General features: G+C 67.1%; 22 protein-coding genes and 2 riboswitches. Of the genes, 16 read left to right on the forward strand and 6 right to left on the reverse strand.

What is annotated here, in order from left to right:
* Positions 1 to 66 precede the first annotated feature (66 nt).
* Positions 67 to 164: riboswitch (glycine riboswitch) on the forward strand.
* A 1-nt stretch (position 165) separates the two neighbouring features.
* Positions 166 to 291: riboswitch (glycine riboswitch) on the forward strand.
* A 53-nt stretch (positions 292 to 344) separates the two neighbouring features.
* From gcvP to ACN9M4_RS03995, 8 genes are all read left to right on the forward strand, one after another.
* Positions 345 to 3197, forward strand: coding sequence for an aminomethyl-transferring glycine dehydrogenase (gene gcvP, locus ACN9M4_RS03960; protein ID WP_426302268.1), 2853 nt, complete (start codon positions 345 to 347; stop codon positions 3195 to 3197).
* A 24-nt stretch (positions 3198 to 3221) separates the two neighbouring features.
* Entirely contained in the window at positions 3222 to 4340 is a 1119-nt protein-coding gene (gene gcvT, locus ACN9M4_RS03965; protein ID WP_426302269.1) for a glycine cleavage system aminomethyltransferase GcvT, read from the forward strand.
* 88 nt (positions 4341 to 4428) lie between these two features.
* A complete protein-coding gene (gcvH, locus tag ACN9M4_RS03970) occupies positions 4429 to 4812 on the forward strand; it encodes a glycine cleavage system protein GcvH (protein WP_426302270.1) in 384 nt (127 codons plus the stop codon).
* Entirely contained in the window at positions 4809 to 6131 is a 1323-nt protein-coding gene (gene glyA, locus ACN9M4_RS03975) for a serine hydroxymethyltransferase (protein ID WP_426302271.1), read from the forward strand. Before gcvH ends, glyA begins: the two co-directional genes overlap by 4 nt.
* A gap of 216 nt (positions 6132 to 6347) precedes the next feature.
* Positions 6348 to 7763 carry an L-serine ammonia-lyase gene (locus ACN9M4_RS03980; protein WP_426302272.1) on the forward strand — a complete coding sequence of 472 codons (1416 nt, stop codon included), beginning with the start codon at positions 6348 to 6350 and terminating at the stop codon, positions 7761 to 7763.
* 56 nt (positions 7764 to 7819) lie between these two features.
* Positions 7820 to 8641 carry a DNA/RNA non-specific endonuclease gene (locus ACN9M4_RS03985; protein ID WP_426302273.1) on the forward strand — a complete coding sequence of 274 codons (822 nt, stop codon included), beginning with the start codon at positions 7820 to 7822 and terminating at the stop codon, positions 8639 to 8641.
* Positions 8642 to 8745: 104 nt separating this feature from the next.
* Positions 8746 to 9819 (forward strand): lipid II:glycine glycyltransferase FemX, encoded by a 1074-nt coding sequence (locus ACN9M4_RS03990; RefSeq protein WP_426302274.1) that lies wholly within the window; start codon positions 8746 to 8748, stop codon positions 9817 to 9819.
* A gap of 60 nt (positions 9820 to 9879) precedes the next feature.
* Complete coding sequence (locus tag ACN9M4_RS03995) at positions 9880 to 11379, forward strand: threonine/serine ThrE exporter family protein (protein ID WP_426302275.1); 1500 nt, start codon at positions 9880 to 9882, stop codon at positions 11377 to 11379.
* 8 nt (positions 11380 to 11387) lie between these two features.
* Here the strand turns inward: ACN9M4_RS03995 and ACN9M4_RS04000 are convergent, their stop codons facing one another.
* Positions 11388 to 12230 (reverse strand): siderophore-interacting protein, encoded by an 843-nt coding sequence (locus ACN9M4_RS04000; RefSeq protein WP_426302276.1) that lies wholly within the window; start codon positions 12228 to 12230, stop codon positions 11388 to 11390.
* A gap of 72 nt (positions 12231 to 12302) precedes the next feature.
* Positions 12303 to 13070, reverse strand: coding sequence for a uracil-DNA glycosylase (locus tag ACN9M4_RS04005; RefSeq protein WP_426302277.1), 768 nt, complete (start codon positions 13068 to 13070; stop codon positions 12303 to 12305).
* Between the two features lie 132 nt (positions 13071 to 13202).
* On the opposite strand from ACN9M4_RS04005, the gene ACN9M4_RS04010 reads away from it, so the two are divergent.
* From ACN9M4_RS04010 to ACN9M4_RS04035, 6 genes are all read left to right on the forward strand, one after another.
* Positions 13203 to 13538 carry a DUF3263 domain-containing protein gene (locus ACN9M4_RS04010; protein ID WP_426302278.1) on the forward strand — a complete coding sequence of 112 codons (336 nt, stop codon included), beginning with the start codon at positions 13203 to 13205 and terminating at the stop codon, positions 13536 to 13538.
* Positions 13539 to 13598: 60 nt separating this feature from the next.
* The gene (locus tag ACN9M4_RS04015) at positions 13599 to 14183 is read left to right on the forward strand and encodes a LytR C-terminal domain-containing protein (protein ID WP_426302279.1); all 585 of its coding nucleotides are present in this window, start codon (positions 13599 to 13601) and stop codon (positions 14181 to 14183) included.
* Positions 14184 to 14366: 183 nt separating this feature from the next.
* Positions 14367 to 14570, forward strand: coding sequence for a cold-shock protein (locus ACN9M4_RS04020; RefSeq protein ID WP_115789218.1), 204 nt, complete (start codon positions 14367 to 14369; stop codon positions 14568 to 14570).
* A 50-nt stretch (positions 14571 to 14620) separates the two neighbouring features.
* Complete coding sequence (locus tag ACN9M4_RS04025) at positions 14621 to 15880, forward strand: ABC transporter substrate-binding protein (RefSeq protein WP_426302280.1); 1260 nt, start codon at positions 14621 to 14623, stop codon at positions 15878 to 15880.
* A 297-nt stretch (positions 15881 to 16177) separates the two neighbouring features.
* Positions 16178 to 17806 (forward strand): chaperonin GroEL, encoded by a 1629-nt coding sequence (groL, locus tag ACN9M4_RS04030; protein WP_426302281.1) that lies wholly within the window; start codon positions 16178 to 16180, stop codon positions 17804 to 17806.
* Positions 17807 to 18004: 198 nt separating this feature from the next.
* Entirely contained in the window at positions 18005 to 18970 is a 966-nt protein-coding gene (locus ACN9M4_RS04035; protein ID WP_426302282.1) for an RNase H family protein, read from the forward strand.
* A gap of 79 nt (positions 18971 to 19049) precedes the next feature.
* Here the strand turns inward: ACN9M4_RS04035 and ACN9M4_RS04040 are convergent, their stop codons facing one another.
* From ACN9M4_RS04040 to ACN9M4_RS04050, 3 genes are all read right to left on the reverse strand, one after another.
* Positions 19050 to 19340, reverse strand: coding sequence for a WXG100 family type VII secretion target (locus tag ACN9M4_RS04040; protein ID WP_426302283.1), 291 nt, complete (start codon positions 19338 to 19340; stop codon positions 19050 to 19052).
* A 147-nt stretch (positions 19341 to 19487) separates the two neighbouring features.
* Positions 19488 to 20960: a sensor histidine kinase gene (locus tag ACN9M4_RS04045; RefSeq protein ID WP_426303380.1), complete on the reverse strand. Its 1473-nt coding sequence runs from the start codon at positions 20958 to 20960 to the stop codon at positions 19488 to 19490.
* 56 nt (positions 20961 to 21016) lie between these two features.
* On the reverse strand, positions 21017 to 21727 hold the full coding sequence (locus ACN9M4_RS04050; RefSeq protein ID WP_426302284.1) for a response regulator transcription factor: 711 nt from the start codon (positions 21725 to 21727) through the stop codon (positions 21017 to 21019).
* Between the two features lie 144 nt (positions 21728 to 21871).
* Between ACN9M4_RS04050 and ACN9M4_RS04055 the strand changes: the two genes are divergently transcribed.
* Positions 21872 to 22078: a hypothetical protein gene (locus tag ACN9M4_RS04055; protein ID WP_426302285.1), complete on the forward strand. Its 207-nt coding sequence runs from the start codon at positions 21872 to 21874 to the stop codon at positions 22076 to 22078.
* A gap of 13 nt (positions 22079 to 22091) precedes the next feature.
* Here the strand turns inward: ACN9M4_RS04055 and ACN9M4_RS04060 are convergent, their stop codons facing one another.
* Complete coding sequence (locus tag ACN9M4_RS04060) at positions 22092 to 22838, reverse strand: LysE/ArgO family amino acid transporter (RefSeq protein ID WP_426302286.1); 747 nt, start codon at positions 22836 to 22838, stop codon at positions 22092 to 22094.
* Between the two features lie 69 nt (positions 22839 to 22907).
* Between ACN9M4_RS04060 and ACN9M4_RS04065 the strand changes: the two genes are divergently transcribed.
* Positions 22908 to 23870, forward strand: a complete 963-nt coding sequence (locus tag ACN9M4_RS04065) for a LysR family transcriptional regulator ArgP (RefSeq protein ID WP_426302287.1) — start codon at positions 22908 to 22910, stop codon at positions 23868 to 23870.
* Positions 23871 to 23888: the final 18 nt, after the last annotated feature.

Below are 23888 nucleotides of genomic sequence, written 5' to 3' on the forward strand. Positions count from 1 at the left end.
AATTGAGCCTTGTGGCAACCATCACGGCTTGCCGCGAGCAGCAACGACCACAAATGAATACGCCTCTGATCTGCGGCGGGAGAGTCCTGCAGACAAGTGATGCAGGCGCCGTAGGAGCAAATCCTCCCCAGGAATCTCTCAGGCCCATGTACCGCCGCACCAAGGCAACTCTGGAAAGCAGCACGCTGTCCATGTGACCATGACGAGTTCAAGGCGCGGGGCAACGGGCTCACCGACGGTGCAAGCAGACTCGTCTGCGGAATCTCTCAGGTCCAAGACAGAGCGGGGAGGAACCCAACCACTGTGGCGTACCCAGCGCCCTCTTCGTCAATGGAGTTCCTTTCGTGACTGTTAGTTCAGCATCAACCACCTTCGTGGACCGGCATATCGGCTCCCGCCGCCAGGCCGATATCGACCACATGCTCAAGACCGTCGGCTATGACACTGTGGACTCGCTCGTGGACACCGCGGTTCCCAATGACATCCGCCAGGAATCCCCGCTCACCCTCGGCAAGGCCCTCAGCGAGGTCGAGGTGCTGGCCGAGCTGCGCAGGCTCGCCGCCAAGAACAAGACCGCCGTCCAGATGATCGGCCAGGGCTACTACGACACCGTGACCCCTCCGGTGATCCGCCGCAACATCCTCGAGGCCCCGGCCTGGTACACCGCCTACACCCCGTACCAGCCGGAAATCTCGCAGGGCCGCCTCGAAGCCCTGCTGAACTTCCAGACCATGGTGGAGGACCTCACCGGCCTGCCCATCGCCAACGCCTCCCTGCTTGACGAAGCCACCGCCGTCGCCGAGGCCGTGCTGCTCATGCGCCGCGCCAACAAGAACAAGGCCGCCGCCGCCGGCAAGACCGTCGTGGATGCGGACGTCCTGCCGCAGACCATCGCGATCGTGCAGGGCCGCGCCGAGGCGCTCGGCTTCGAGGTTGAGGTCGCCGACCTCTCCCAGGGCCTGCCCGATGGCGACATCAACGGCATCGTGCTGCAGCAGCCCGGCGTGTCCGGCCGGGTCTGGGACCAGACCGCCGTCATCGCCGCCGCCAAGGAGCGCGGCGCCCTCGTCACCGTCGCCGCCGACCTGCTGGCGCTGACCCTCATCACCCCTCCGGGCGAGCAGGGTGCGGACATCGCCGTCGGCACCGCCCAGCGCTTCGGCGTCCCGCTGTTCTTCGGCGGCCCGCACGCCGCTTACATGGCCGTGCACAAGGGCCTCGAGCGCCAGCTCCCGGGCCGCATCGTTGGTGTCTCCAAGGACAGCGCAGGCGTCCCGGCCTACCGCCTGGCCCTGCAGACCCGCGAACAGCACATCCGCCGCGAGAAGGCCACCTCCAACATCTGCACCGCGCAGGCGCTGCTGGCCATCACCGCCTCGATGTATGCCGTCTACCACGGCCCCGACGGCCTGAAGGCCATCGCTGAAACGGTGCACGGTAACGCCCGGGTGCTTGCCGCTACCCTGCAGGCCGCCGGACGCGAACTGGCCAGCGAGTCCTTCTTCGACACCATCACCGTCAAGGTTCCGGGCAAGGCCGAGCAGGTCATCGCCGCCGCCGAGGCCCGCGGCATCAACCTGCGCCGCATCGACGCCGACACCGTGGGTGTGTCCGTGGATGAAACCACGACGCCGGAAGTCCTGTCCGCCGTCGCCGTCGCCTTCGGCGCCGGCCCCCTGGGTGAGGCTTCCGGGCTCGAGCTGCCCGCCGCCGTCGTGCGCAGCTCCGACTACCTGCAGCACCCGGTGTTCAACACCCACCGCTCCGAAACCCAGCTGCTGCGCTACATCCGCAAGCTCTCCGACCGGGACCTGGCGCTTGACCGCACCATGATCCCGCTGGGCTCCTGCACCATGAAGCTCAACGCCACCGCCGAGATGGAAGCCATCTCCTGGCCGGAGTTCGCTTCGATCCACCCCTTCGCCCCGGAATCCCAGACCGCCGGCTGGCGTGAACTGATCGAGGGCCTGGAGGCGGACCTGTCCACCATCACCGGCTACGACCAGGTCTCCATCCAGCCCAACGCCGGCTCCCAGGGCGAGCTCGCCGGCCTGCTGGCCATCCGCGGTTACCACCTCTCCCGCGGCGACGAGCAGCGCAACGTCTGCCTCATCCCGGCCTCGGCCCACGGCACCAACGCCGCGTCCGCCGTCCTGGCCGGCATGAAGGTCGTGGTGGTCGCCACCACCGCCGAAGGCCTCATCGACCACGATGACCTGCAGGCCAAGATCGATGCCAACAAGGACGTGCTGTCCTGCATCATGATCACCTACCCGTCCACGCACGGCGTGTACGACGGCGACGTCCGCGAAGTCTGCGACGCCGTACACGCGGCAGGCGGCCAGGTCTACGTCGACGGCGCCAACCTCAACGCCCTGGTGGGCCTGGCCCAGCCCGGCAAGTTCGGCGGCGACGTGTCGCACCTGAACCTGCACAAGACCTTCTGCATCCCGCACGGCGGCGGCGGCCCGGGTGTCGGCCCGGTCGCAGCCAAGGCGCACCTGGCACCGTTCATGCCCGGCGATGCCACCAAGGCCGCGCACGAGGAAGGCCACGGCGTGGCGATCTCGGCCTCGCGCTACGGTTCCGCCGGCGTGCTGCCGATTTCCTGGGCCTACGTGAAGCTCATGGGCGGCGAAGGCCTCACCGAAGCCACCAAGTCCGCGCTGCTGGCCGCCAACTACGTGGCTGCCCGCCTCAACGAGTACTTCCCGGTGCTCTACACGGGCGAAGGCGGACTCGTGGCCCACGAGTGCATCCTGGACCTGCGCGAGCTCACCGCCCGCACCGGCGTCACCGCCGAGGACGTGGCCAAGCGCCTTATCGACTTCGGCTTCCACGCACCCACCCTGGCCTTCCCGGTGGCCGGCACCCTGATGGTTGAACCCACCGAGTCCGAGGACCTGGGCGAGATCGACCGCTTCATCGAGGCCATGATCACCATCCGCTCCGAGATCGAGCAGGTTGCCGCCGGCGACTTCGCGGTGGAGGAATCCCCGCTGCGCAACGCACCGCACACCGCGGCCGCCGTCGTGTCTTCCGACTGGAAGCGCGAATACCCGCGCGAGCAGGCCGTGTTCCCGGTCAAGTCGCTCAAGCAGGACAAGTACTTCCCGCCGGTCGGACGCATCGACGGCGCAGCAGGGGACCGCAACCTGGTCTGCTCCTGCCCGCCGATCTCTGAGTTCGAAAACTAAGCCGGAACCGCAAAGGACATTCACATGAGCAAGCACACTGCCCTTTACGGCACGCATGAGGCACTCGGGGCTTCCTTCACGGACTTCGGCGGCTGGCAGATGCCGCTGAAGTACTCGTCCGAACTGGCTGAGCACCACGCCGTCCGTCAGTCCGCAGGCCTGTTCGACCTCTCTCACATGGGCGAGGTCTGGGTCACCGGCCCGGAGGCCGGGGCGTTCCTGGACTACGCGCTGGTGGGCAAGCTGTCCGCCGTCGCGGACGGCAAGGCGAAGTACTCGCTGATCTGCAACGCCGACGGCGGGATCATCGACGACCTTCTCGCCTACCGTTTCGGTCCGGAGAAATACCTCGTGGTCCCGAACGCGGGCAACGCACCCACCGTCGCCGCCGAGCTGGCCAAGCGCGCCGAGGGCTTCGACGTCGTGGTGGAGAACGTCTCCGACGCCATGTCCCTCATCGCCGTGCAGGGCCCGAACGCCGAGGCAATCCTGCTCAAGCTCACGGACGACGCCCAGCACGAACTGGTCACCGGCCTGAAGTACTACGCGTTCAACGAGGCCACTGTTGCCGGCCACGACGTCATCCTGGCCCGCACCGGCTACACCGGCGAGGACGGCTTCGAGCTGTTCCTGCCCAACGAGGGCGCCGCGACACTGTGGGCCTCGATCAGCGAAGCCGGCGCAGGTCTGGGCCTCATCCCGTGCGGCCTGGCCTGCCGCGACTCGCTGCGCCTGGAGGCCGGCATGCCGCTCTACGGCAACGAACTCTCCCTCGAAGGCAACCCCTTCGCCGCCGGCCTCGGCCCCGTGGTGGCACTGTCCAAGGAAGGCAACTTCGTCGGCAAGGAGGCCCTCGCGGCACTCAAGGCCGGCGGCGCCGGGACCACCTCGGGCCGACGCCTGGTGGGACTGAAAGGCCTGGGCCGGCGCGCCGCCCGCGGCCACTACCCGGTCCTGAAGGACGGTGCCGTGATCGGTGAAGTGACCTCCGGCCAGCCGTCCCCCACCCTTGGCTACCCGGTAGCGATGGCGTATGTCGACGTCGAGCACTCCGAAATCGGCACCGCCGTGGAAGCGGACCTGCGCGGCAAGGCCGAGCCCTTCGAGGTCATCGCGCTGCCGTTCTACAAGCGCGCCAAGTAAGGTTGGGCGCCGGACGGACGATCCGGCCGGCGCCCCCACCCATCGATTTTTCAGACAGCTTTCAGACAACGAACGTAAAGGAAAAAACATGGCAAAAGTTGCAGCTGGACTCCAGTACTCGGAGGAACACGAATGGGTTGCCCGCGAAGACGGAAACCTTGTCTCCGTAGGAATCTCCGCCGTGGCCACTGACGCCCTCGGCGACATCGTCTACGTCGACCTGCCCGAGGTCGGCTCCACCGTGACCGCCGGCGAAACCTGCGGCGAGGTCGAGTCCACCAAGTCCGTGTCCGACCTGTACTCCCCGGTGACGGGTGAGGTCACGGAACTGAACACGAGCGCTGTCGACGACCCTGCCGTGATCAACAGCGACCCCTACGGTGCCGGCTGGCTCTTCAAGGTGGCGGCCGTTACCGACGGCCCGCTGCTCTCCGCAGAGGAATACGCTGCCAAGAACGGAGGCGAACTGTGAGCGCCGCAGCAGGAACCACCGCTTTCGAGCAGGTCGTTTCCCCGTCCCTCGACGCCGTGCTGTCCGAGCTGGACCCGGAAATCGCCGCGAAGATCGACGACGAACTGGGCCGCCAGCGCGGCGGCCTGGAAATGATCGCTTCGGAGAACCACACCGCTGTGGCCGTCATGCAGGCGCAGGGCTCCGTGCTGACCAACAAGTACGCCGAAGGCTACCCCGGCAAGCGCTACTACGGCGGCTGCGAGCACGTGGACGTCATCGAGCAGCTGGCCATCGACCGTGTCAAGGCCCTCTTCGGCGCCGAGTACGCGAACGTGCAGCCGCACTCCGGTGCCCAGGCGAACGCTTCGGTCATGCACGCCTTGATCAAGCCGGGCGACACCATCATGGGCCTGAACCTCGCCCACGGCGGCCACCTGACCCACGGCATGCGCATCAACTTCTCCGGCAAGCTGTACAACGTGGTGCCCTACGGCGTGCGCGAAGACAGCCACACCGTGGACATGGCCGAGGTCGAAGCCCTGGCCCTGGAGCACAAGCCGGCCCTGATCGTCGCCGGCTGGTCGGCCTACTCCCGCCAGCTGGACTTCGCCGAGTTCCGCCGCATCGCGGACCTCGTGGGTGCCTACCTGATGGTGGACATGGCGCACTTCGCCGGCCTCGTCGCCGCCGGGCTGCACCCCAGCCCGGTGCCGCACGCCCACGTCACCACCTCCACCACGCACAAGACCCTCGCCGGTCCGCGCGGCGGCATCATCCTGACCAACGACGCCGAGATCGCCAAGAAGATCAACAGCGCCGTTTTCCCGGGACAGCAGGGCGGCCCGCTGGAGCACGTGATCGCAGGCAAGGCTGTGGCCTTCAAGATCGCCGCGTCGGAAGAGTTCAAGGAGCGCCAGGCCCGCGTGCTGGCCGGTTCCCGGATCCTGGCCGAGCGCCTGGTCCAGCCGGACGTCGCGGCCAAGGGCATCTCCGTGGTTTCCGGTGGCACCGACGTGCACTTGGTGCTGGTGGACCTGCGCGACTGCGAACTGGACGGCCAGCAGGCCGAGGACCGGCTTGCCACGATCGACATCACGGTCAACCGCAACGCCGTGCCGTTCGACCCGCGCCCGCCGATGGTCACCTCCGGCCTGCGCATCGGCACCCCGGCCCTGGCCACCCGCGGTTTCGGTGAAGCTGCCTTCCGTGAAGTCGCCGACATCATCGCCGAGGCGTTGATCGCCGACGCCGGTGCCGACCTTTCCGGACTGCGCCACCGCGTGGAGGCCCTGGCCGAAGCGCACCCGCTTTACCCGGCTGTCGCCAACCTGGGCTGACAGCTTCCGTTTGGTCCTTTGGGGCCGGCATCCTCTGCGGGCGATTTGGGCCCACACCGTCCGGGTTCCCTGACCGAGCTTGCGAGGTCAGGGGGACGGTGGGGACGCCTGCTGCCGGATGCCGGCCCCAAAGGGGTTCCGGACAGGCCTGCCTGCCGGGGCCCGGATCCACCAGGATCCGGTCTGCTTAGAATTATTAATTAGATAGGAACCGGCATGGCTGTTGGCGTCTTTGATCTCTTTACCGTTGGGCTTGGTCCTTCGAGTTCACACACCGTGGGCCCGATGCGGGCTGCCGCGGTGTTCGCGGGGGAACTGAAGGAAAGCGGCATCCTCGCCCGGGTCGCCTCCCTGCGCGTGGACCTGTACGGTTCGCTCGCCGCCACCGGCCACGGCCACGGGACCATGACCGCGATCCTGCTGGGCCTGGAGGGCTACCACCCCGAGGTGATCCTGCCGGAGGAAGTCGAGGAACGCCTCGCCGCGATCTCGGACACCGGCACCCTGCGCCTGGCGGGCTCCCAGGACCCCGACGGCGGTGTTCCGCTGCCGTATGGTGTGTCCGACATGGTGCTGCGCCCCCTCACCGTGCTGCCTCGCCACACCAACGGCATGACCTTCACGGTCAGCGACGCCGACGGCGAAGTGCTGCACACGGCCACCTTCTTCTCCGTGGGCGGCGGCTTCATTGTGCGCGAGGGCGAAGAGGACGCCGCGCAGAAGGAACTGGACGAGTCCAAGAAGGAACTCCCGCTGCCGTTCCGCACCGCCGCCGAACTGCTGGGCCGCTGTGCTTCGAAGGGCCTGAGCATCTCCGACATCATGCTGGTCAACGAGCTCGCCTCCCGCTCCGAGGAGGAAATCCGCGAGGGCCTGCTGCACATCTGGTCCGTCATGGAAGGCTGCGTCGAAAAGTCGATCAAGCGCGAAGGCGTGCTGCCTGGCGGACTGAAGGTCCGCCGTCGGGCCCCTGACTGGCACGAGCGCCTCCTGAAGGAGGACAAGGACAACGACCCCAAGTACTGGCAGGAGTGGGTCAACCTGATCGCCCTGGCCGTCAACGAAGAGAACGCCTCCGGAGGCCGTGTCGTCACGGCGCCCACCAACGGTGCGGCCGGCATCATCCCGGCCGTGCTCTACTACGCCCTGCACTTCGCCCCGGGCATGGACAAGGCAAGCCAGGAGGACCGCGACAACGTGGTCGTGAAGTTCCTGTTGACGGCCGGTGCCGTGGGCGTGCTCTACAAGGAGCAGGCCTCCATTTCCGGCGCCGAGGTGGGCTGCCAGGGCGAGGTCGGTTCGGCGTCGTCCATGGCCGCGGCCGGCCTGGCGGAGGTCATGGGCGGGACGCCGGCGCAGGTGGAGAACGCCGCCGAAATCGCCATGGAGCACAACCTGGGCCTTACCTGCGACCCCATCGGCGGCCTGGTGCAGATCCCCTGCATCGAACGCAATGCGATTGCCGCGGCGAAGGCCATCAACGCCGCCAAGATGGCACTGTGGGGCGACGGCTCGCACCGGGTATCGCTGGACGAGGTCATCGTCACCATGCGCGAAACCGGCAAGGACATGAGCTCCAAGTACAAGGAAACCGCGATGGGCGGCTTGGCCGTCAACGTGGTGGAGTGCTGAGGCGGTCCACAGCCGCGCCCCTGTTTATTGTCTGACCCCGGTGCCATGCTTTTCCCATGAGCGGGGGATACGACAGCGGGTTCCTGAGGGCCGGCCTTGAGCTGCCCAGTCCGTCGGTGACGACGATTCTTCTGGACTACACACACTTCTCGGTGAGGTTCCGCCCGGACCGGAAACTTGCGGCCATTGTCGGGGTCAACATCAACGGCAGGGAGCTGGACGCCCTGGCCCGCGAAGGCACCTGGCATTTCGATTCCAGGGTGCCGAAGGAACAGCAGGCCGGGCCGGACGTCTACAAGAACAATGCTTTCGACCGCGGGCACCTCGTGCGCCGCCTGGACCCGGTGTGGGGGGACCCGGCCACGGCCAAGCTCGCCAACCAGGACACCTTCGTCTTCACTAACGCCGCACCCCAAATCGACGATTTCAACCAGGGTAAGGAGCTCTGGGTGGGCCTGGAGGATCACGTACTCGGCCACGCGGACACCTTCGACGCCAAGCTGAGCGTCTTCACGGGACCGGTCTTCCGGGACGACGATCCGCCGTACCGCGGAGTGAACGTGCCCCGGAAGTTCTGGAAGATCGCCGCCTGGACCAACGAGGCCGAACTCGGCGCCGTGGGCTTCGTGGTGGACCAGACCTCCCTGCTGGACAAGGTTGAGCTGGAGAAAGCCACCCGTAAGCGGCTGCTGGAGGACGAGCCGCCGCCGCTCGGCCCTTTCCGCACCTTCCAGGTGCCCATCCGGGACATCGCGGATCTCACCGGACTGGCCCTTGACGGGCTCGTCGACGCCGACCGCCTCGCCCGCGGGCAGCGCGCCCTGGGGGAGAAACCGAAAGCCGTATTCCTGGAGAGTGCCGCCCAGATCAGGCTGTAGGAAACGGAGCCGATAGACTGGAGGCTGCGTGCCAGCGCCGCCCTCGGCTGCGGCTGCCTCTCGTACGCCCAGCCCATATACGCGACTGATTGGACACGGCCCCCTTGCGAGAATTCACCGCCCGCTTTGCCACCGCCGAGGAAATCGCCAACTGGGACGCCTTGGTGACAGCCAACCCGAACGGCGGAAACCTCCTCCAGTCCGAAGCCTTCGCAGAGGTGAAGCAGCACTACGGCTGGAAGCCCCTCCACCTGGTCTACGAAGGCCCGGACTACAACAGCTACAACTTGGTCCTGGAGAAGTCCTTTCCGGTGCTGGGCAAGCTCTGGTACCTCATCAAGGGCCCGGACGTCGCCGAGGTGGCGGATATCGCGGGCATCGTCCGCGCCAACGCGGAGTTCGTGAAGCGCAGCAAGGCCGGCGTGTTCGCGATCAAGATCGAACCGGACATCGTGCTCTCGGAGGAGACCCGCGCGGCCATCGACGCCACCGGACTGGTGAAGACCCCCAACCTGCAGCCGAACGACTCCACGGCGCTCCTGGACATCTCGCCGGATGAGCAGCCGCTGCTGCGCACCCTCCATTCCCGCGGCCGGAACGCCGTGCGCCGGGCCATCCGGGAAGGCGTGGAGGTGCTCAACATGGACCCCACGGAGGAGAACTTCCGCGCCATGTACGGGCTCATGACCAACACGGTGGAAGCCAAATCCCAGGTGCGGGTCCGCGAGTTCGACTACTACAACCGCTTCTGGACCAACTTCATTAAGCGCGACCAGGGCCGGCTGCTTTTCGTCTACGAAAACGGTGTCCCCTCCGTGGGCGCCTTCGTGATCAACTACGGCCGCAAGGGCACCTACAAGGACGGCGGCTCCCTGCAGAAGCGCAGCCAGTACGGCGACTCGCACCTGGTCCAGTGGACCGCCATCAACCAGGTCAAGGAACTGGGCTGCACCGAGTACGACTTCTGCGGCACTCCGCCCGCGGACAAGGTCAAGGACAGCTCCCACCCCTTCCACGGCCTGGGCCTGTTCAAGACCAGCTTCAGCAAGACCGTCACGGACTTCGTGGGCTGCTACGACCAGGTGCTCAGCCCTCTGAAGTACAAGCTCTGGACCGTGGCAGGGGAGCGGATCGCCCGCCAGCTCTACACGCGCCGCACCGGGCAGCAGTTCTACTAGACTCGCAGCAGCACCTGCTGCATGGCCTTTGACAGCCGCCGGACCTGGAGGAAGACCCGCTTGACCGACCGCCCCGAACACCAGTCGGATGCAAGCAACCGGCCACCGACGGACGGGCTGCCCAAGACGCAGCCGATCCGCCCCTCCCAGGTGCAGCAGAACCTCAGCGCCAGGCGGATGCTCCGGCGCCTCGTGCAGGGCGAAAACCCGCCCACGGCTCCGCTGACCATCGTGGACCGGCTCGCCGGCAGCCCGTACGCGAACCCGACCATCCAGGTGGGCGGGGTGGACGCTTCCGCCCGGAAGACCGTCGACTTCGCGCTGCACCTCGCCGAGACGATGTTCCGCTACGGAGCCGGCGCCCTGGAAGTGGAAACCAGCATCATCGCGGTGACCGCGTCGCTGGGCCTGAAGTACATCGAGGTGGACATCACCAACCAGTCGGTGGGCATCAACTACTCGCCCAAGGACCAGACCCCGGTGACCTTGCTGCGGGTGGTGCGCTCCTGGACGAACAACTATGCCGGACTGGCGCAGGTGCACCAGCTGGTCACCGACATCGTGGCCGGCGGCGTCGGCAGGGACGAGGCCGTCCGTCGCCTGAACGACATCATCCGCAGGAGCAAGCCCTTCCCGCGCTGGATGGTCACCGTGGCCTTCGGCGTGTTCGCCGCGGCCTTTGTCGGCGTGCTGGGCGGCGGGCCCGGCGCTTCTGCGCTGGCCTTCGTCTCGAACCTGCTGGTCAGCCTCCTCGCCCGGCAGCTCGGCCGCTGGCGGACGCCCGACTTCTACGTGACGGCGGCCTGTGCCTTCCTGGTGACCTTCATCGCCGTGATGCTGCGCTTGGCTGGCGCGGACATCGCGCCTTCGATCGTCGTGGCGGGCGGCATCCTGCTGCTCCTTCCCACGGGGCGGCTGGTGTCCTCGGTGCAGGACGCGATCAACGGCTTCCCGGTCACGGCGGCCGGGCGTTTCCTGTCCACTACTCTGACGTTCGGCGCGATCGTGGCCGGTATCGCCATCGCCCTCGTCCTGGGGGACCGCCTCGGCAGCCAGGCGATCGACGTCACCCAGACCTTCCCGGACGCCTATCCCTTGTGGGCGCAGGCACTCCTGATCGGCGTCGCGGTCCTCGCGATCGGCGTTACGGAGCAGACCCAGCTCAGGTTGCTGTTCCCAACGGCGGCAGTCGGCCTGGTGGGGTTCTTCGTGCTGTGGGGAGCCTCGACCCTGGGGCTGGGAAGCCGCTTGTCTCCGGCCCTGTCCGCCGTGGTGATCGGCCTGCTGGCCCGTATCGTGGCCCTCAGGCTCGGTGCGCCGCAGCTGGTGGTCGCCGTTCCGGCGGCGCTGATCCTCCTGCCGGGCCTGACAATATTCCGTTCCATGTATGTTTTGACCATCGAGGAGGCGGACATCCTTGCCGGTTTCGGGGGCATGCTCAATGCCGGGGCAATCGTCATGGCCACCGCCGCGGGAATCGTCCTGGGTGACAACCTTGCACGGCCGTTGACCAAGAACCTGGCCAGCAACGAGCGGCGCCGGATCCGCCGTCGCCGCTGATACCCCCGCTAGAGGATCTGGCCTACGGGAAGCTTCTTCTCGGCCTGGAACTGGTCCTCTACACGGCCCTGCGCCCAGTAGCCGGAGAGCGACACCTGGCCGCGTTCCAATCCATGCTCACGAAAGAATATGTCGCGCAGGCCCTTCATGTAGCCGCGCTCCCCGTGGGCGAACACGTGGACACGCCCCGGTAGCCAGGCGGCATTGCGCACCGCGTCCAGCAGGACCGTGCCGGAGCCGGCGGGCACGCCCTCGCGGAAAATCCAGATCAGTTCGACGCCGGCCGGCGCCTTGATGTCCAGCACGTCGCTTTCGCTGTCCACCTCGAGGAACGCCAGGCCCTTGGCGTCGGCGGGAAGGGCTTCGATCGAGGCGGCAATGGCCGGCAGGGCGGCGTCATCGCCGGCGAAGAGGTGCCAGTCGGCCGCCGGATCCGGATTGTACGCGCCGCCGGGGCCGGTGAAGACCAGGCTGTCGCCCGCCTTGGCCTGCAGTGCCCAGGGGCCGGCCAGGCCCTCATCGCCGTGGACCACGAAATCGATGGCCAGTTCCCGTGCCGCCATGTCCACCCAGCGTACGGTGTAGGTGCGGGTGTGCGGCCAGAGTTCCCGGGGCATGGTTTCCCGGATCTTCCAGAGGTCAAGCGGTTCTTCGTAGGCCACGCCCGGCTGCGGGAAGACGATCTTGACGTAGCGGTCCACGAAGTCGTTGTTCGCGTAGTCCGCGAATCCGGGGCCGCCGGCAACGACGCGCACCATGTGCGGCGAAAGCTGTTCGGTGCGCAGCACGGTCAGATTGACCTGCGGGCGGCTCGTACGGTTTGCGGAGGAGGTGGCCGGGAGGGAAGTCACAAGCTAAGCCTAAGCGTTTTCCCGAGGGTCCCGACGCGAGCTTGCGAGCGTTGGGAAGGGAACTACGCGGCGTTAGGGGCGCGCCGGCAGCTCCCAGTTGACCGGCGTCGCTCCCTGTTCGATAAGCAGTTCGTTGGCCCGGCTGAAGGGCCGCGACCCGAAAAAGCCGCGGGATGCGGACAAGGGGCTGGGGTGTGCGGAAGAGATCAATGGTGTCCCGTCCAGGAGCGGCTGCACCGCCGCGGCGTCCTTCCCCCAGAGGATGGCGACCAGCGGCCTTCGTTTCCCGTCCTCGGTGCGGCGCCCTGCGACGGCGGTGACGGCCGCCGTCGTAATGGCCTCCCAGCCCTTGCCCCGGTGCGATCCGGCATTTCCTGCGCTGACGCTCAGGACCCTGTTCAGCAGCAGGACACCTTCTTTGCTCCAGGCGCTGAGGTCGCCGTGGGTCCGCGGCGGCAGGCCCAGGTCGGATTCCATTTCGCGGTAGATGTTCGCCAGGCTCCGGGGGATGGGCCGGGTGGTCCCCGATACCGCGAAGGAGAGTCCGATGGGATGGCCCGGCGTGGGGTACGGGTCCTGGCCAAGGATCAGTACCTTCACCTCGGCAAGGGGCTGGCGGAAGGCGCGGAGGAGATTCGCAGCGGCGGGGAGGACCTCGGCGCCGCGGGCCGATTCGGACGCGACGAAGCCCAGCACGGCGCGGAGTTCGGGTTCCACCCCTGCTAGCGCTTCCGCCCAATCCGGCGCCACGAGACCGGGCAGCGGCAGGCCGCAGAGCTCCTCGAAATCCGCGGAGCTGTTTCCGGCGTCGAGTTCAAACAGCGTTTCATCGCTTCCCACGACACCATTCTTCCCGTGCACGGCCCCGCGATGAAACGGCCCGGCAAATGACACGGCTGTTATTTGCCCGTTACCATGGGGAAGGATTGTGTTGGCAAGCGTCGGTGTCGGTGAGTGTTGAAGGAGTGTGTCGTGGCAGAGCCCGCGCAGGAACCCATGGCGCCCGGAACCGGTGGGTGGGCACTGGACGATCTCACCGCCGGAGTCCGCAGCGACTCCCCGCTCGGGGCACGGGAACAGCAGATGCTGGCCCTGGAACGCCAGTGGTGGAAGTACGCCGGCGCCAAGGAACAGGCCATCCGCGAACTGTTCGACCTTTCGGCGACCCACTACTACCAGCTCCTCAACGCCCTCATCGACTCAGAGGATGCACTGGCGCACGACCCCATGCTCGTGAAGAGATTGCGTAGACTACGTACGTCACGGCAGCGCGCCCGCACGGCCCGCCGCCTCGGATCTGACGCCTGAGCCCCGTCGCTTGGGTGCAGGGCTGATTCCAGCAGCAAGCAGCAAGGACACCGCTTCATCATGACCAAATTCGCCCGCGATGAATTCGACCGTGTGCCGCAGAACTCTTCGCGCCAGGGTGTCCACCGCGTCGTCACGCCGGCGTCCCGCCCGGCGCTGTGGCCGGTCCTGGTCCTCGGAGCCGTGGCCCTGGTGGTCGGCCTGGCAGCTTTCCTGATGCTGCCCAAGCCAGCGCCTTCGGCCTCGCAGGGCCAGCCGACCGCTTCGCAGCAGAGCCCCTCGGCGTCGCCCTCCGGGAGCAGCGCTCCCAGCACCAGCCCGAGCCCGACCCCGACGCCCTCTGTGACCCCGACGCCGAGTTCGGCCGCCGTCGACAAGACCACGCCGGTGGCGGTCTACAACGGAGCCGGGATCAGCGGCCTTGCCAGCCGGGTATCCACCACGGTGCGGAACGACGGATGGGTGCTGTCCGACGTCGGCAACTGGCAGGGCGTCCCGCAGCAGAGTTCTGCGATCTTCTACAACGGCCCGGAACAGAAGGGCAATGCCGAAGCCCTCGGCAAACTCCTGGGCATCACCGAACTCCTCGACACCGCCCAGTACCAGGTGCCGGTCGTCGTCATCCTCGGACCCGGGTACAACTAACGGCCCCTGCCCTGCGGGCTCCTGGCGGCGTCGGCCGGCGGGAGCAGCGCTGCCGGTTACGCCTGAATAACATTGCTTCCCGACACCGCCTTGGCACCTCCCCGCGGCCGTGACCTTGGTTACAGTAGGTTGAAGCCGATCCGGAGATCCCGGAGGCGGCTCGCAACTGAAAGTGTGGGGAACATGGCTTTGGGAACCGTCAAATGGTTCAACGCCGAAAAGGGGTACGGCTTCATCACCGTCGATGAAACCGGGGACGACGTCTTTGTGCACTGGTCCGCCATCCAGATGGACGGCTTCCGCGCTCTCGAAGAAGGCCAGCGCGTGGAATTCGAGCTCGGCGAAGGCCAGAAAGGGCCGCAAGCAGAGAGCGTCCGGTTGATCTAGTGCAAGCAGTGCTCGGCCGGCGTCCAAGGCCCAACCGTCGTCTTTGGGCTGTGGCACTTGTTTCGGGCCTTGCCCTTGGCGCCTCCGCCTGCGCCGGGCCGAGCGGCAACGCCCGGCTGGACTCCGTCGAGGCCAGCGGCGACGGGACGCTAAGGATCGGCCTGATCCTGGACAACAATGGCGACTCGGCCTTCCTGAATGAGTCAGAGCTTGCGGCAGCGAAACTTGCCATCGAGCAAATCAACGGCGTAGGCGGGCATAAGGGCCGGCCCGTGGAACTGCTCCCGAAAGATGCCACAGGGGACTCTGCGGAGTTCGGCCGTGACGCCGGGGCCCAGGCGCGCTCCCTGCTCGATGCCGGTGCCGACGTCGTGATCGGACCCAGCGATTCCAGCCACGCCCCCGCGGCGATCGACGTGCTCTCACGCGCCAAAGTACCGGTGATGTCGCCGGCCAACACAGCCGCGGCGCTGAGCGGCTACAAGAGCGGCGGGTACTACTTCCGCACGGCGGCGGCCGATTCCGCGCAGGGGAGCGTGTTGGCGAAGCTCGCCCATGACGGCGGCGCGAAGCGCCTTGCGGTGCTGCACGAAAACAGCGACTACGGCAGCCAGGTCTCCGAGGCGGTGTCGGACGCCGCCCGGAGGCTTGGCATGGAGGCACTGCCGGCGGCAGGCTTCGCCGAGGGCAAGGCCGGATCCGCCGTGGCGACGCTCAAGGACGAGGCGCCGGACGCCGTCGTCGTGGTTGCCCGGCGCGGCGCGCAGGCCGCCCTTGCGGAACTGCTCAACGCGGGAATCTCCGGAAAGAAACTGCTCCTCAGCGACGGCGCCATCCGCCAGTACGGCCTCGAGCTCGGTGCCGGCGGCCTGGACGGCGCCCGCGGCGTCCTGCCGGGCGCCTTTCCGGGGACGGATTTCCAGAACGAGCTGGTGGGGATAGACCCGGAGCTGAAGGACATGACCTTCGCCGCCGAGACGTTCGACGCCGTGAACCTCGCGGGCATTGCCGCCGCAGCTGCAGAGGACGACGCCGGAGCGTCCATCACCGCGTCGCTCACCACGGTTTCCGGCGGGGTCCGGCCGCCGGGCGCCCCTGCGGCGGAGCGGACCGCCTGCAGCAGCTACCGGGAGTGCCTGGATGTCCTGAAGGCAGGCAAGACGCCGGATTACGAGGGCGAATCGGGCCCCATCGGCTTTGACGCCAACGGCGACATCACCTCGGCGAACTACATGGTTTTCAGCTACGGCCCGGACAACACGGCAAAAATGGCCGCCAAGGAAACGGCCACACGCTCCGCCGTTTCCTGAGCCCTGGATGATCACCGTTGGCGAACACGGTCCCGCTGGCCCCCGTTCGTCCCGCCTTCTGCTTGCACTCTCCCCGGGTGAGTGCTAATTATTGACTTAGCACTCACTGGCACAGACTGCTAATCCTTCGCCGGCTCCGGCCGTCGGTGGAGCCGCAGTCGCCAGGGATCAAGAAAACCTTGCCGAGGTGAGGTCCTGACTGCGCGGCATACAGAGGCCGCAAGGAACTGGCCGTCCGTCGCGGGCACCGCTGCAAGGCTCCTTCTTAACGACTGTCCCGAAAGGACTACCGCCGTTATGGCCAAGATCATTGCATTTGATGAAGAGGCACGTCGCGGTCTCGAGCGGGGTCTGAACACCCTCGCCGACGCCGTCAAGGTCACCCTCGGCCCGCGTGGCCGCAACGTCGTCCTGGAAAAGAAGTGGGGCGCCCCCACGATCACCAACGATGGCGTTTCCATCGCCAAGGAGATCGAACTCGACGATCCGTACGAGAAGATCGGCGCCGAGCTCGTCAAGGAAGTTGCCAAGAAGACGGATGACGTCGCTGGCGACGGCACCACCACGGCTACCGTGCTGGCCCAGGCTCTGGTCAAGGAAGGCCTGCGCAACGTTGCTGCCGGCGCCGACCCGCTGTCCCTCAAGCGCGGCATCGAGAAGGCCGTTGACGCCGTCATCGCCGAGCTGCTGAACTCCGCCAAGGAAATCGAGACCAAGGAAGAGATCGCCGCCACCGCGTCCATCTCCGCCGGCGACACCGAAATCGGCAGCCTCATCGCCGAAGCCCTGGACAAGGTCGGCAAGGAAGGTGTCATCACCGTCGAGGAGTCCAACACCTTCGGCCTCGAGCTCGAGCTCACCGAAGGCATGCGCTTCGACAAGGGCTACATCTCCGCTTACTTCGTCACCGACGCAGAGCGCCAGGAAACGGTCCTCGAAGACCCGTACATCCTGATCGTCAACTCCAAGATCTCCAACGTGAAGGAACTCGTCACGGTCCTGGAGAAGGTCATGCAGTCCAACAAGCCGCTGCTGATCATCGCCGAAGACATCGAGGGCGAGGCCCTGGCCACCCTGATCGTCAACAAGATCCGTGGCACCTTCAAGTCCGTCGCCGTCAAGGCTCCGGGCTTCGGTGACCGCCGCAAGGCCCAGCTGGCTGACATCGCCATCCTCACCGGCGGCCAGGTCATCTCCTCCGAGGTCGGCCTCTCCCTGGAGAACGCCACCCTCGAACTGCTGGGCCAGGCCCGCAAGGTTGTCGTCACCAAGGACGAGACCACCATCGTCGAAGGTGCCGGCGACGCCGAGCAGATCGCCGGCCGCGTGGCCCAGATCCGCGCCGAGATCGAGAACTCCGACTCCGACTACGACCGCGAGAAGCTGCAGGAACGCCTGGCCAAGCTGGCCGGCGGTGTTGCAGTCATCAAGGCCGGTGCCGCAACCGAGGTCGAGCTCAAGGAACGCAAGCACCGCATCGAGGACGCCGTACGCAACGCGAAGGCTGCCGTCGAGGAAGGCATCGTCGCCGGTGGTGGCGTTGCCCTGATCCAGGCCGGTGCCAAGGCATTCGCCAACCTGCAGCTCGAAGGCGACGAAGCAACCGGCGCCAACATCGTCAAGGTTGCCATCGACGCTCCGCTGAAGCAGATCGCCTACAACGCAGGGCTCGAGCCAGGCGTTGTGGTGGACAAGGTCCGCGGCCTGCCTTCCGGCCACGGCCTGAACGCCGCCACCGGCGTGTACGAAGACCTGCTGGCTGCCGGCGTCAACGACCCGGTCAAGGTCACCCGCTCTGCCCTGCAGAACGCTGCCTCCATCGCCGGTCTCTTCCTGACCACCGAGGCCGTCGTTGCCGACAAGCCGGAGAAGTCTGCTCCGGCCGGCCCCGGCGCCGACGAGATGGGCGGCATGGGCGGCTTCTAAGCTCCCTTCCGCTGTTCAGCGCGCAGAGCGCGAACAGCGGGGCCCTCGGGCGCGTGGCCCAGCCCTGCGCCTAGCGTCAACGCCCGACGGCGGCTCCCACTTCGGTGGGGGCCGCCGTCGGCGTTTCCCCGGCCCTCCTTCCTTCCAGCCCTCTTTCGCCGGACGCCGCTGTCAGTCCCGTCTGGCAGGATTGAAGGCATGACGATTATTGCTGCCGCCGACGGCTCCGCCCTCGGCAATCCCGGGCCTGCCGGCTGGGCCTGGTACGTTGACGACTCCTGTTGGCAGGCAGGGGGCTGGCCGCACGGAACCAACAACCAAGGTGAACTGATGGCGGTGCTGGACCTCTTCAAGTCCACCGCCCACCTGCCCCAGGAAGACCTCCGGATCCTGTGCGACAGCCAGTACGTCATCAACTGCATCACCAAGTGGATGGCCGGCTGGAAGCGCAAGGGCTGGCGCAAGGCCGACGGCAAGCCGGTGCTCAACGTTGACCTGCTGAAGGAGATCGACCAGGCCATCGCAGGCCGCAAGTACACCTTTGAATGGGTCAAGGGGCATGCAGGCCATGACCTCAACGAGGCCGCCGACGAACGCGCCCGTGCCGTAGCCCTGGCCTACCAGCAAGGAAGCGCAGCCCCCGTCGGTCCAGGGTTCCCCGGCGCCTTGCAGCCGGTGCAGGCCGGCGGCGCTGCCACAGCTGCCCCCTCCGGTGCTGCCGCGCAGCTGCAGGCGGAGCCCGCCCTCTTCGATGAGTCCGGCATCTTCGGCCAAGCGGATCTCTTCAGCGAACTCGACGACGAAATCGCGCCCTCCGGCGAAGTTCCGGCAGAGGACGTGGTTCTTGGCCTGGAACGGGAACTGCTGCGGCCCGACGTCCGTGCGGACATCGGCAGGACGGGCGTCCTCCTGCACCCGGATTTTGCGGAGATCGGCAGCTCCGGCCGTTACTGGACGAGGGACGCGATGCTCATGGCCCTCGAGGAGGATCCCGGGGAGGCCATCGAGGTGGAACTCCTGAGCGCCGACCGGCTCAGCGAAAACTCCATGCTGCTCAATTACCGCAGCCGGTCCCGTGCCGGTGCGTCCCTGCGGAGCTCGCTCTGGCTGCTCGATCGCGGCCAGTGGCGGCTCCGGTTCCACCAAGGGACGCCCGAGAGCTAAGGGGAACTGCGGGGCCCGCCTGGGGGATGGCCGGGCCCCGCAGTGCTTGTGCGGCGGGTTCAGGGCCAGTGTGCCACTGTCAGTAGCTGAAACGCTGGGTGTTCCCCTGCTCGGTCTCGAGGTAGCTGGCAGCCGCCGCGGACAGGGCGAGGTTGATGGAAGCGAGGGAGGCTTCCACCTTGTTCTGCGTCAGCGTCCATTCGGCAATGAGGCTTTGGAAATTGGCGGCGGCCGAGCCCTTCCACGTGGCCTGGAGCTCATCGAGCCCCCGCTTCATCGCCTGGACGTCTGCGCTTATTCGTTCCACCGTCGCCTTGACGGTGGTTGATTTCAACTGCATCAATTCGGTATCGACGGAAATGACACTCATGGCGTTGCCTTTCGACTCTGGCGGGTCCGCTTGTGCGGCTGGCTGTGGTCCACGCCATCGAGCCTAGGCCCGGCTGGCATGGCCCTCCAGAGCGGGAGGACGCTATGTGGACAACTCCTGAAACCCTGCCGGCCCGGGACCGTCGGCCTAGGAAGCAACCCCGCTTGCCGTGTCAGCCGCGTCCTTCCCCTGCCCTGAGTGCCCCTGCCCGGAGTGCCTTTGCGCAGGGTGTCCCTGCCCGGACAGTCCGTCGCGCCTGGGGAGGCTGACCACCAAAGTGGCCCCGCCGCCGTCGGTGTCTTCCACCCGCACGGTCCCACCGTGCGAGGTGATGATCGCCGAAACAATTGCCAGGCCCAGTCCGCTCCCGCCGGTCTCCCGGGTCCGGGACGTATCCGCGCGGTAGAACCGTTCGAAGATCCGCGACCGTTCCTCCACAGGAACACCCGCGCCGTGGTCCCGCACTTCCAGGACGGAGATCTCGCCGGCCTCGGTGCTCCTTACACCTACGCCGATCTCCACGGGGCTGCCTTCGGGTGTATAGCGCAGGGCGTTGCCCACGAGGTTCCCCAGCACCTGGCGGAGCTTCGCCTCATCGCCGAGCACCGGAGCCGCAGCGGCCGGGCCGCCGTCGATCCCGGTGAGCGAGAATGCCCGGCCGGGAGAATTCGCCAGGGAGTCCAGTACGGCGTCGTTGGCCAGCAGGCGCAGGTCCACCGGGTTGAGCTGCAGCGGCCGCTGTTCGTCCAGGCGGGCAAGCATCAGGAGGTCTTCGACCATGGACCCCATGCGCTTGGCTTCGCTTTCGATCCTGCCCATCGCAGTGCCGACGTCCTCGGGGGTGGCCAGGGCGCCGTGGCGGTACAGCTCCGAAAAGCCCCGGATGGTGACCAGGGGAGTGCGCAGCTCGTGCGAGGCGTCGGCGGCGAAACGCCGCATCCGGCCCTCCGAAGCGGCCCGTGCGGCAAACGAAGTCTCGATGTGCGCGAGCATCGCGTTCAGTGAAGCGCTCAGCCGGCCCACCTCCGTGGCCGGGTTCTCGATATCCACACGGCGGGACAGGTCGCCGGCGGCGATGGCGGCCGCGGTCTTCTCCACGCGCACTAAGGGCCGGAAGGACCGCCCCACCGTCCACGTTGCGATGAAGAAAGCCAGCACCAGCGTCAGCAAGCCGACGCCGACCACCACCAGGGTGGCGTGCTCCATGACCTTGTCCACGGGGGTCAGCGGCAGCCCTACGACCACCACCGCGTTCTGGCCCGTGCTGGTATCGACCACGGCAACCGCGACGACGCGCCAGTTGTTTCCGTCCGTGCCACGCACCTGGAACGGCTGCAGGCCGTAGCTGCGGGCGGTGTCCGGGGAGATGCTCCCGATATCCGGGTGGATGTCCTTGTTGCCACCGAAGGGGTAGGGCGGAGCCCCTGGGCTCAAGAGCATGAGGGAGTAGTCGGTGGGGACTGCCGGATTGGGTTCGGAGAGCTTGTCGAAGGAGCGCTGCTGGCGCGCGATTTCGACGGCGGTGCGCAGCTTGTCATCCACTTGGTCCTGCAGGTAGCTCCGCACCAGGGCCAGCGTTCCGGCGCCCGTCGCGGCCAGCGCCAGGAGCAGCAGGCCCATGATGATGGCCACGAGCTGCGACTTCAGCGAGGCCGACTTCCACCGATCGCTCAAGGTCAGCGCTTCTCCGCCGTCCGCAGCACGTAGCCCACGCCGCGCTTGGTCTGGATAAGGCCTGCCGAATCGGGATCGATGTCCACCTTGCGGCGCAGGTAGGAGATGTAGGACTCCACGATTGAAGCATCGCCGTTGAAGTCGTATTCCCAGACGTGGTCCAGGATCTGGGCCTTGGAGAGCACCCGGTTCGGGTTGAGCATCAGGTAACGGAGGAGCTTGAACTCGGTGGGCGAAAGCTCGATCACGGTGCCGCCGCGGCGCACCTCGTGCGCGTCGTCATCGAGCTCCAGGTCGTCCACCCGGATCACGGCGTCGTCATCCTCAAGTGGCTGCGTGCGCCGCAGCACCGCACGGATCCTCGCCACGACCTCGTCGAGGCTGAAGGGTTTGGTGACGTAGTCGTCCCCGCCGACGGTGAGTCCGGTGACCTTGTCTTCGGTGTCGTCCTTGGCCGTCAGGAACAGCACCGGGAAGTGCTTTCCTGAGGCGCGCAGGCGGCGCGTCACGGTGAAGCCGTCCATGTCCGGGAGCATGACGTCCAGGACAACGAGGTCGGGGGCATGCTGCTCGACAGCGGCCAGCGCCTCGCGTCCGTTCGCCGCGGCGACAACATCAAAGCCCGCGAACCTCAGCGAGGTGGAAAGCAGCTCGCGGATGTTCGGTTCGTCGTCGACAACGAGGAGTTTGGCTTCAGGACCGTTCTTCTTCATGCATTCATGTTGCTCCCAGTAACTGTGAGTTTGCTGGAAGCTTGTTGGGAGGAACTTTCAGGTTCCGGGGCCGCGGGCCGCCCGGATGCGGACACGCCGCCCCGGGAGGGCAAAAATGTCGGTGCCTGGTTCCACACTGGAGCCATGACACAGCAAGCAGCCCTGAAGACCGGACCCAAGACCGAATACCACGTCCACTACCTCGACGCGGACTCCGGACGCATCGGGCACGAAACCTTCGATCTCCTGGCCGAAGCCGAGCGTTTTGCGGACTCGAAGCTGTCCGCTCCGGAATGCTGGGCCACAGTAGACGCCGTCCCGGCAGCCCGTGAAGGACGCCTGGTGGCCTGACCCTGCCGCCGGCCTAGTTTCCGAGCGCCAGGCCTGCCGCCAGCGCGGTCATCGTCACGGCAATGCCGCCGTCGAGGACCCGCCACGAAGCGGGCCGGGCAAAGAATCCCCGGAGCAAGCGGGCCCCAAAGCCCAATGAACAGAACCATAGGATGCTGCCAAGTGCCGCACCTGCACCGAACCACCACTGCAAGCCGTCGCCTTGGGAGTTGGCCACCGAGCCCAACAGGACCACCGTGTCCAAATAGACGTGGGGGTTGAGCCAGGTCAGCGCCAGGACCGTGGCCAGTGCAGGGGCCAGGCCCTTGACGCGGGTTGCGGTTGCGAGCGCTGACGATCCTGCCGGGGACGATCGCCCCGAAGACGCGGGTGCTGAGGACCCGGGCCCTCCGGACCCGTCTCCGTCAGCCAGTCCCGCTTCGGTCAGCCCCTCTTCGCCTGCTTGCCCGGGAAGCAGGGACTGCGGACGAAAGGCGCGCCGGGCCGCCATGGCGCCGTAGCAAAACAGGAATGCGGCGCCGATGTACCGCAGAGCCACGACGACGGCCGGCGCGGCGGTGACCAGCCCGCCCATGCCGAATATCCCGGCAGCGATGAGCACTGCGTCGGAGACGGCGCACACGGCGACGACGGCGGCCACGTGCCGGCCGAGGAGCCCCTGACGCAGGACGAAGGCGTTCTGTGCGCCGATGGCCACGATGAGGGCGAGCCCGGTGCCAAGGCCCAGGACGATTGCAGGAATGATTCCGCTGATTTCCACCCCATCGACGCTACGGACGTCCAGCTACTTAGGCCAGCTAAAGATTCTTACCTTCCCTAAGATGTTCTTATGAGCCGCTTTTCCTCCGAGCAGTTGCGCACCTTTGCCGCCGTCGTCAGCGAAGGCACCCTCGAGGCCGCCGCCCGGCGCCTCCACGTCACGGCCTCGGCCGTTTCCCAACGCCTCAAAGCCCTGGAAGACAGCACCGGCCAGGTCCTGCTGCGTCGCAGCAACCCGGTCGAAGCGACCGCGGCCGGGGAAGTGGTGCTGCGCCTGGCCAGGCAAATGGCACAGCTCGAGGAAGACGCCGGGCGCGAGCTGGGACTCGCGGCGGGTGCCGGCGGGCACCACAGCCTGCCCATTGCTGTCAATGCCGACTCCCTTGCCGTCTGGTTCCTGCGCGCGCTGACCAGGATGCCTGCGGGACTGGATGTGGCCTACGATCTGCGCCGGGACGATGAACAGCATTCCGCCGGGCTGCTGCGGTCCGGCGACGTCATGGCGGCCGTGACGGCCACCCCCGAGGCGGTGCAGGGGTGCCGCGTGGAAGCCCTGGGCACGATGCGCTACCGTGCCGTGGCGGCGCCGGACTTCCTGGGACGATGGCTGCCGGACTTCGGCGCGGGGGCACCCGTCGACCCGTTGTTGCTCAACGCCGCTCCCGCCGTCGACTTCGACAGGAAGGACACCTACCAGGACGCCTTCCTTGACGGTCTGTTCAGGAAATCGCGCAGCCGCGCCCCGCGGCCCGCCCGGGGGCCGCGGCACTATGTGCCGGCGTCGCAGGACTTCTTCGACGCCGTCCGTTTGGGCCTGGGCTGGGCACTCGTCCCCGAGGTCCAATGCCGTCCAGAGTTCGACGCCGGACGCCTGGTCCAGCTGGCCCCGGACCGCCCCTTCGATGTGCCGCTGTACTGGCAGCGCTGGCGCACTTCCTCGCCCCTGCTGGACACGGTCAGTGAGGTGGTGCGGGCCACCGCGGGCGACTACCTGCTGGGCCCCGAAGCTGCCACCAGGCCGCGCCGCGGCTGAGACGGCTGAGGCCTGTCG

Source organism: Arthrobacter sp. R-11 (assembly GCF_049913155.1).
Lineage (GTDB): Bacteria > Actinomycetota > Actinomycetes > Actinomycetales > Micrococcaceae > Arthrobacter.

Excerpts from the sequence above, each read along its gene's own strand:
- ACN9M4_RS04020 (WP_115789218.1), top strand. The coding sequence starts at position 14,367 with ATGGCTTTGGGAACCGTCAAATGGTTCAACGCCGAAAAGGGGTACGGC.
- ACN9M4_RS04040 (WP_426302283.1), bottom strand. The coding sequence starts at position 19,340 with ATGAGTGTCATTTCCGTCGATACCGAATTGATGCAGTTGAAATCAACC.
- gcvT (WP_426302269.1), top strand. The coding sequence starts at position 3,222 with ATGAGCAAGCACACTGCCCTTTACGGCACGCATGAGGCACTCGGGGCT.
- ACN9M4_RS04050 (WP_426302284.1), bottom strand. The coding sequence starts at position 21,727 with ATGAAGAAGAACGGTCCTGAAGCCAAACTCCTCGTTGTCGACGACGAA.
- ACN9M4_RS04035 (WP_426302282.1), top strand. The coding sequence starts at position 18,005 with ATGACGATTATTGCTGCCGCCGACGGCTCCGCCCTCGGCAATCCCGGG.
- ACN9M4_RS03980 (WP_426302272.1), top strand. The coding sequence starts at position 6,348 with ATGGCTGTTGGCGTCTTTGATCTCTTTACCGTTGGGCTTGGTCCTTCG.
- gcvH (WP_426302270.1), top strand. The coding sequence starts at position 4,429 with ATGGCAAAAGTTGCAGCTGGACTCCAGTACTCGGAGGAACACGAATGG.
- ACN9M4_RS04065 (WP_426302287.1), top strand. The coding sequence starts at position 22,908 with ATGAGCCGCTTTTCCTCCGAGCAGTTGCGCACCTTTGCCGCCGTCGTC.
- groL (WP_426302281.1), top strand. The coding sequence starts at position 16,178 with ATGGCCAAGATCATTGCATTTGATGAAGAGGCACGTCGCGGTCTCGAG.
- ACN9M4_RS03985 (WP_426302273.1), top strand. The coding sequence starts at position 7,820 with ATGAGCGGGGGATACGACAGCGGGTTCCTGAGGGCCGGCCTTGAGCTG.
- ACN9M4_RS04055 (WP_426302285.1), top strand. The coding sequence starts at position 21,872 with ATGACACAGCAAGCAGCCCTGAAGACCGGACCCAAGACCGAATACCAC.
- ACN9M4_RS04015 (WP_426302279.1), top strand. The coding sequence starts at position 13,599 with ATGACCAAATTCGCCCGCGATGAATTCGACCGTGTGCCGCAGAACTCT.
- ACN9M4_RS04045 (WP_426303380.1), bottom strand. The coding sequence starts at position 20,960 with ATGGGCCTGCTGCTCCTGGCGCTGGCCGCGACGGGCGCCGGAACGCTG.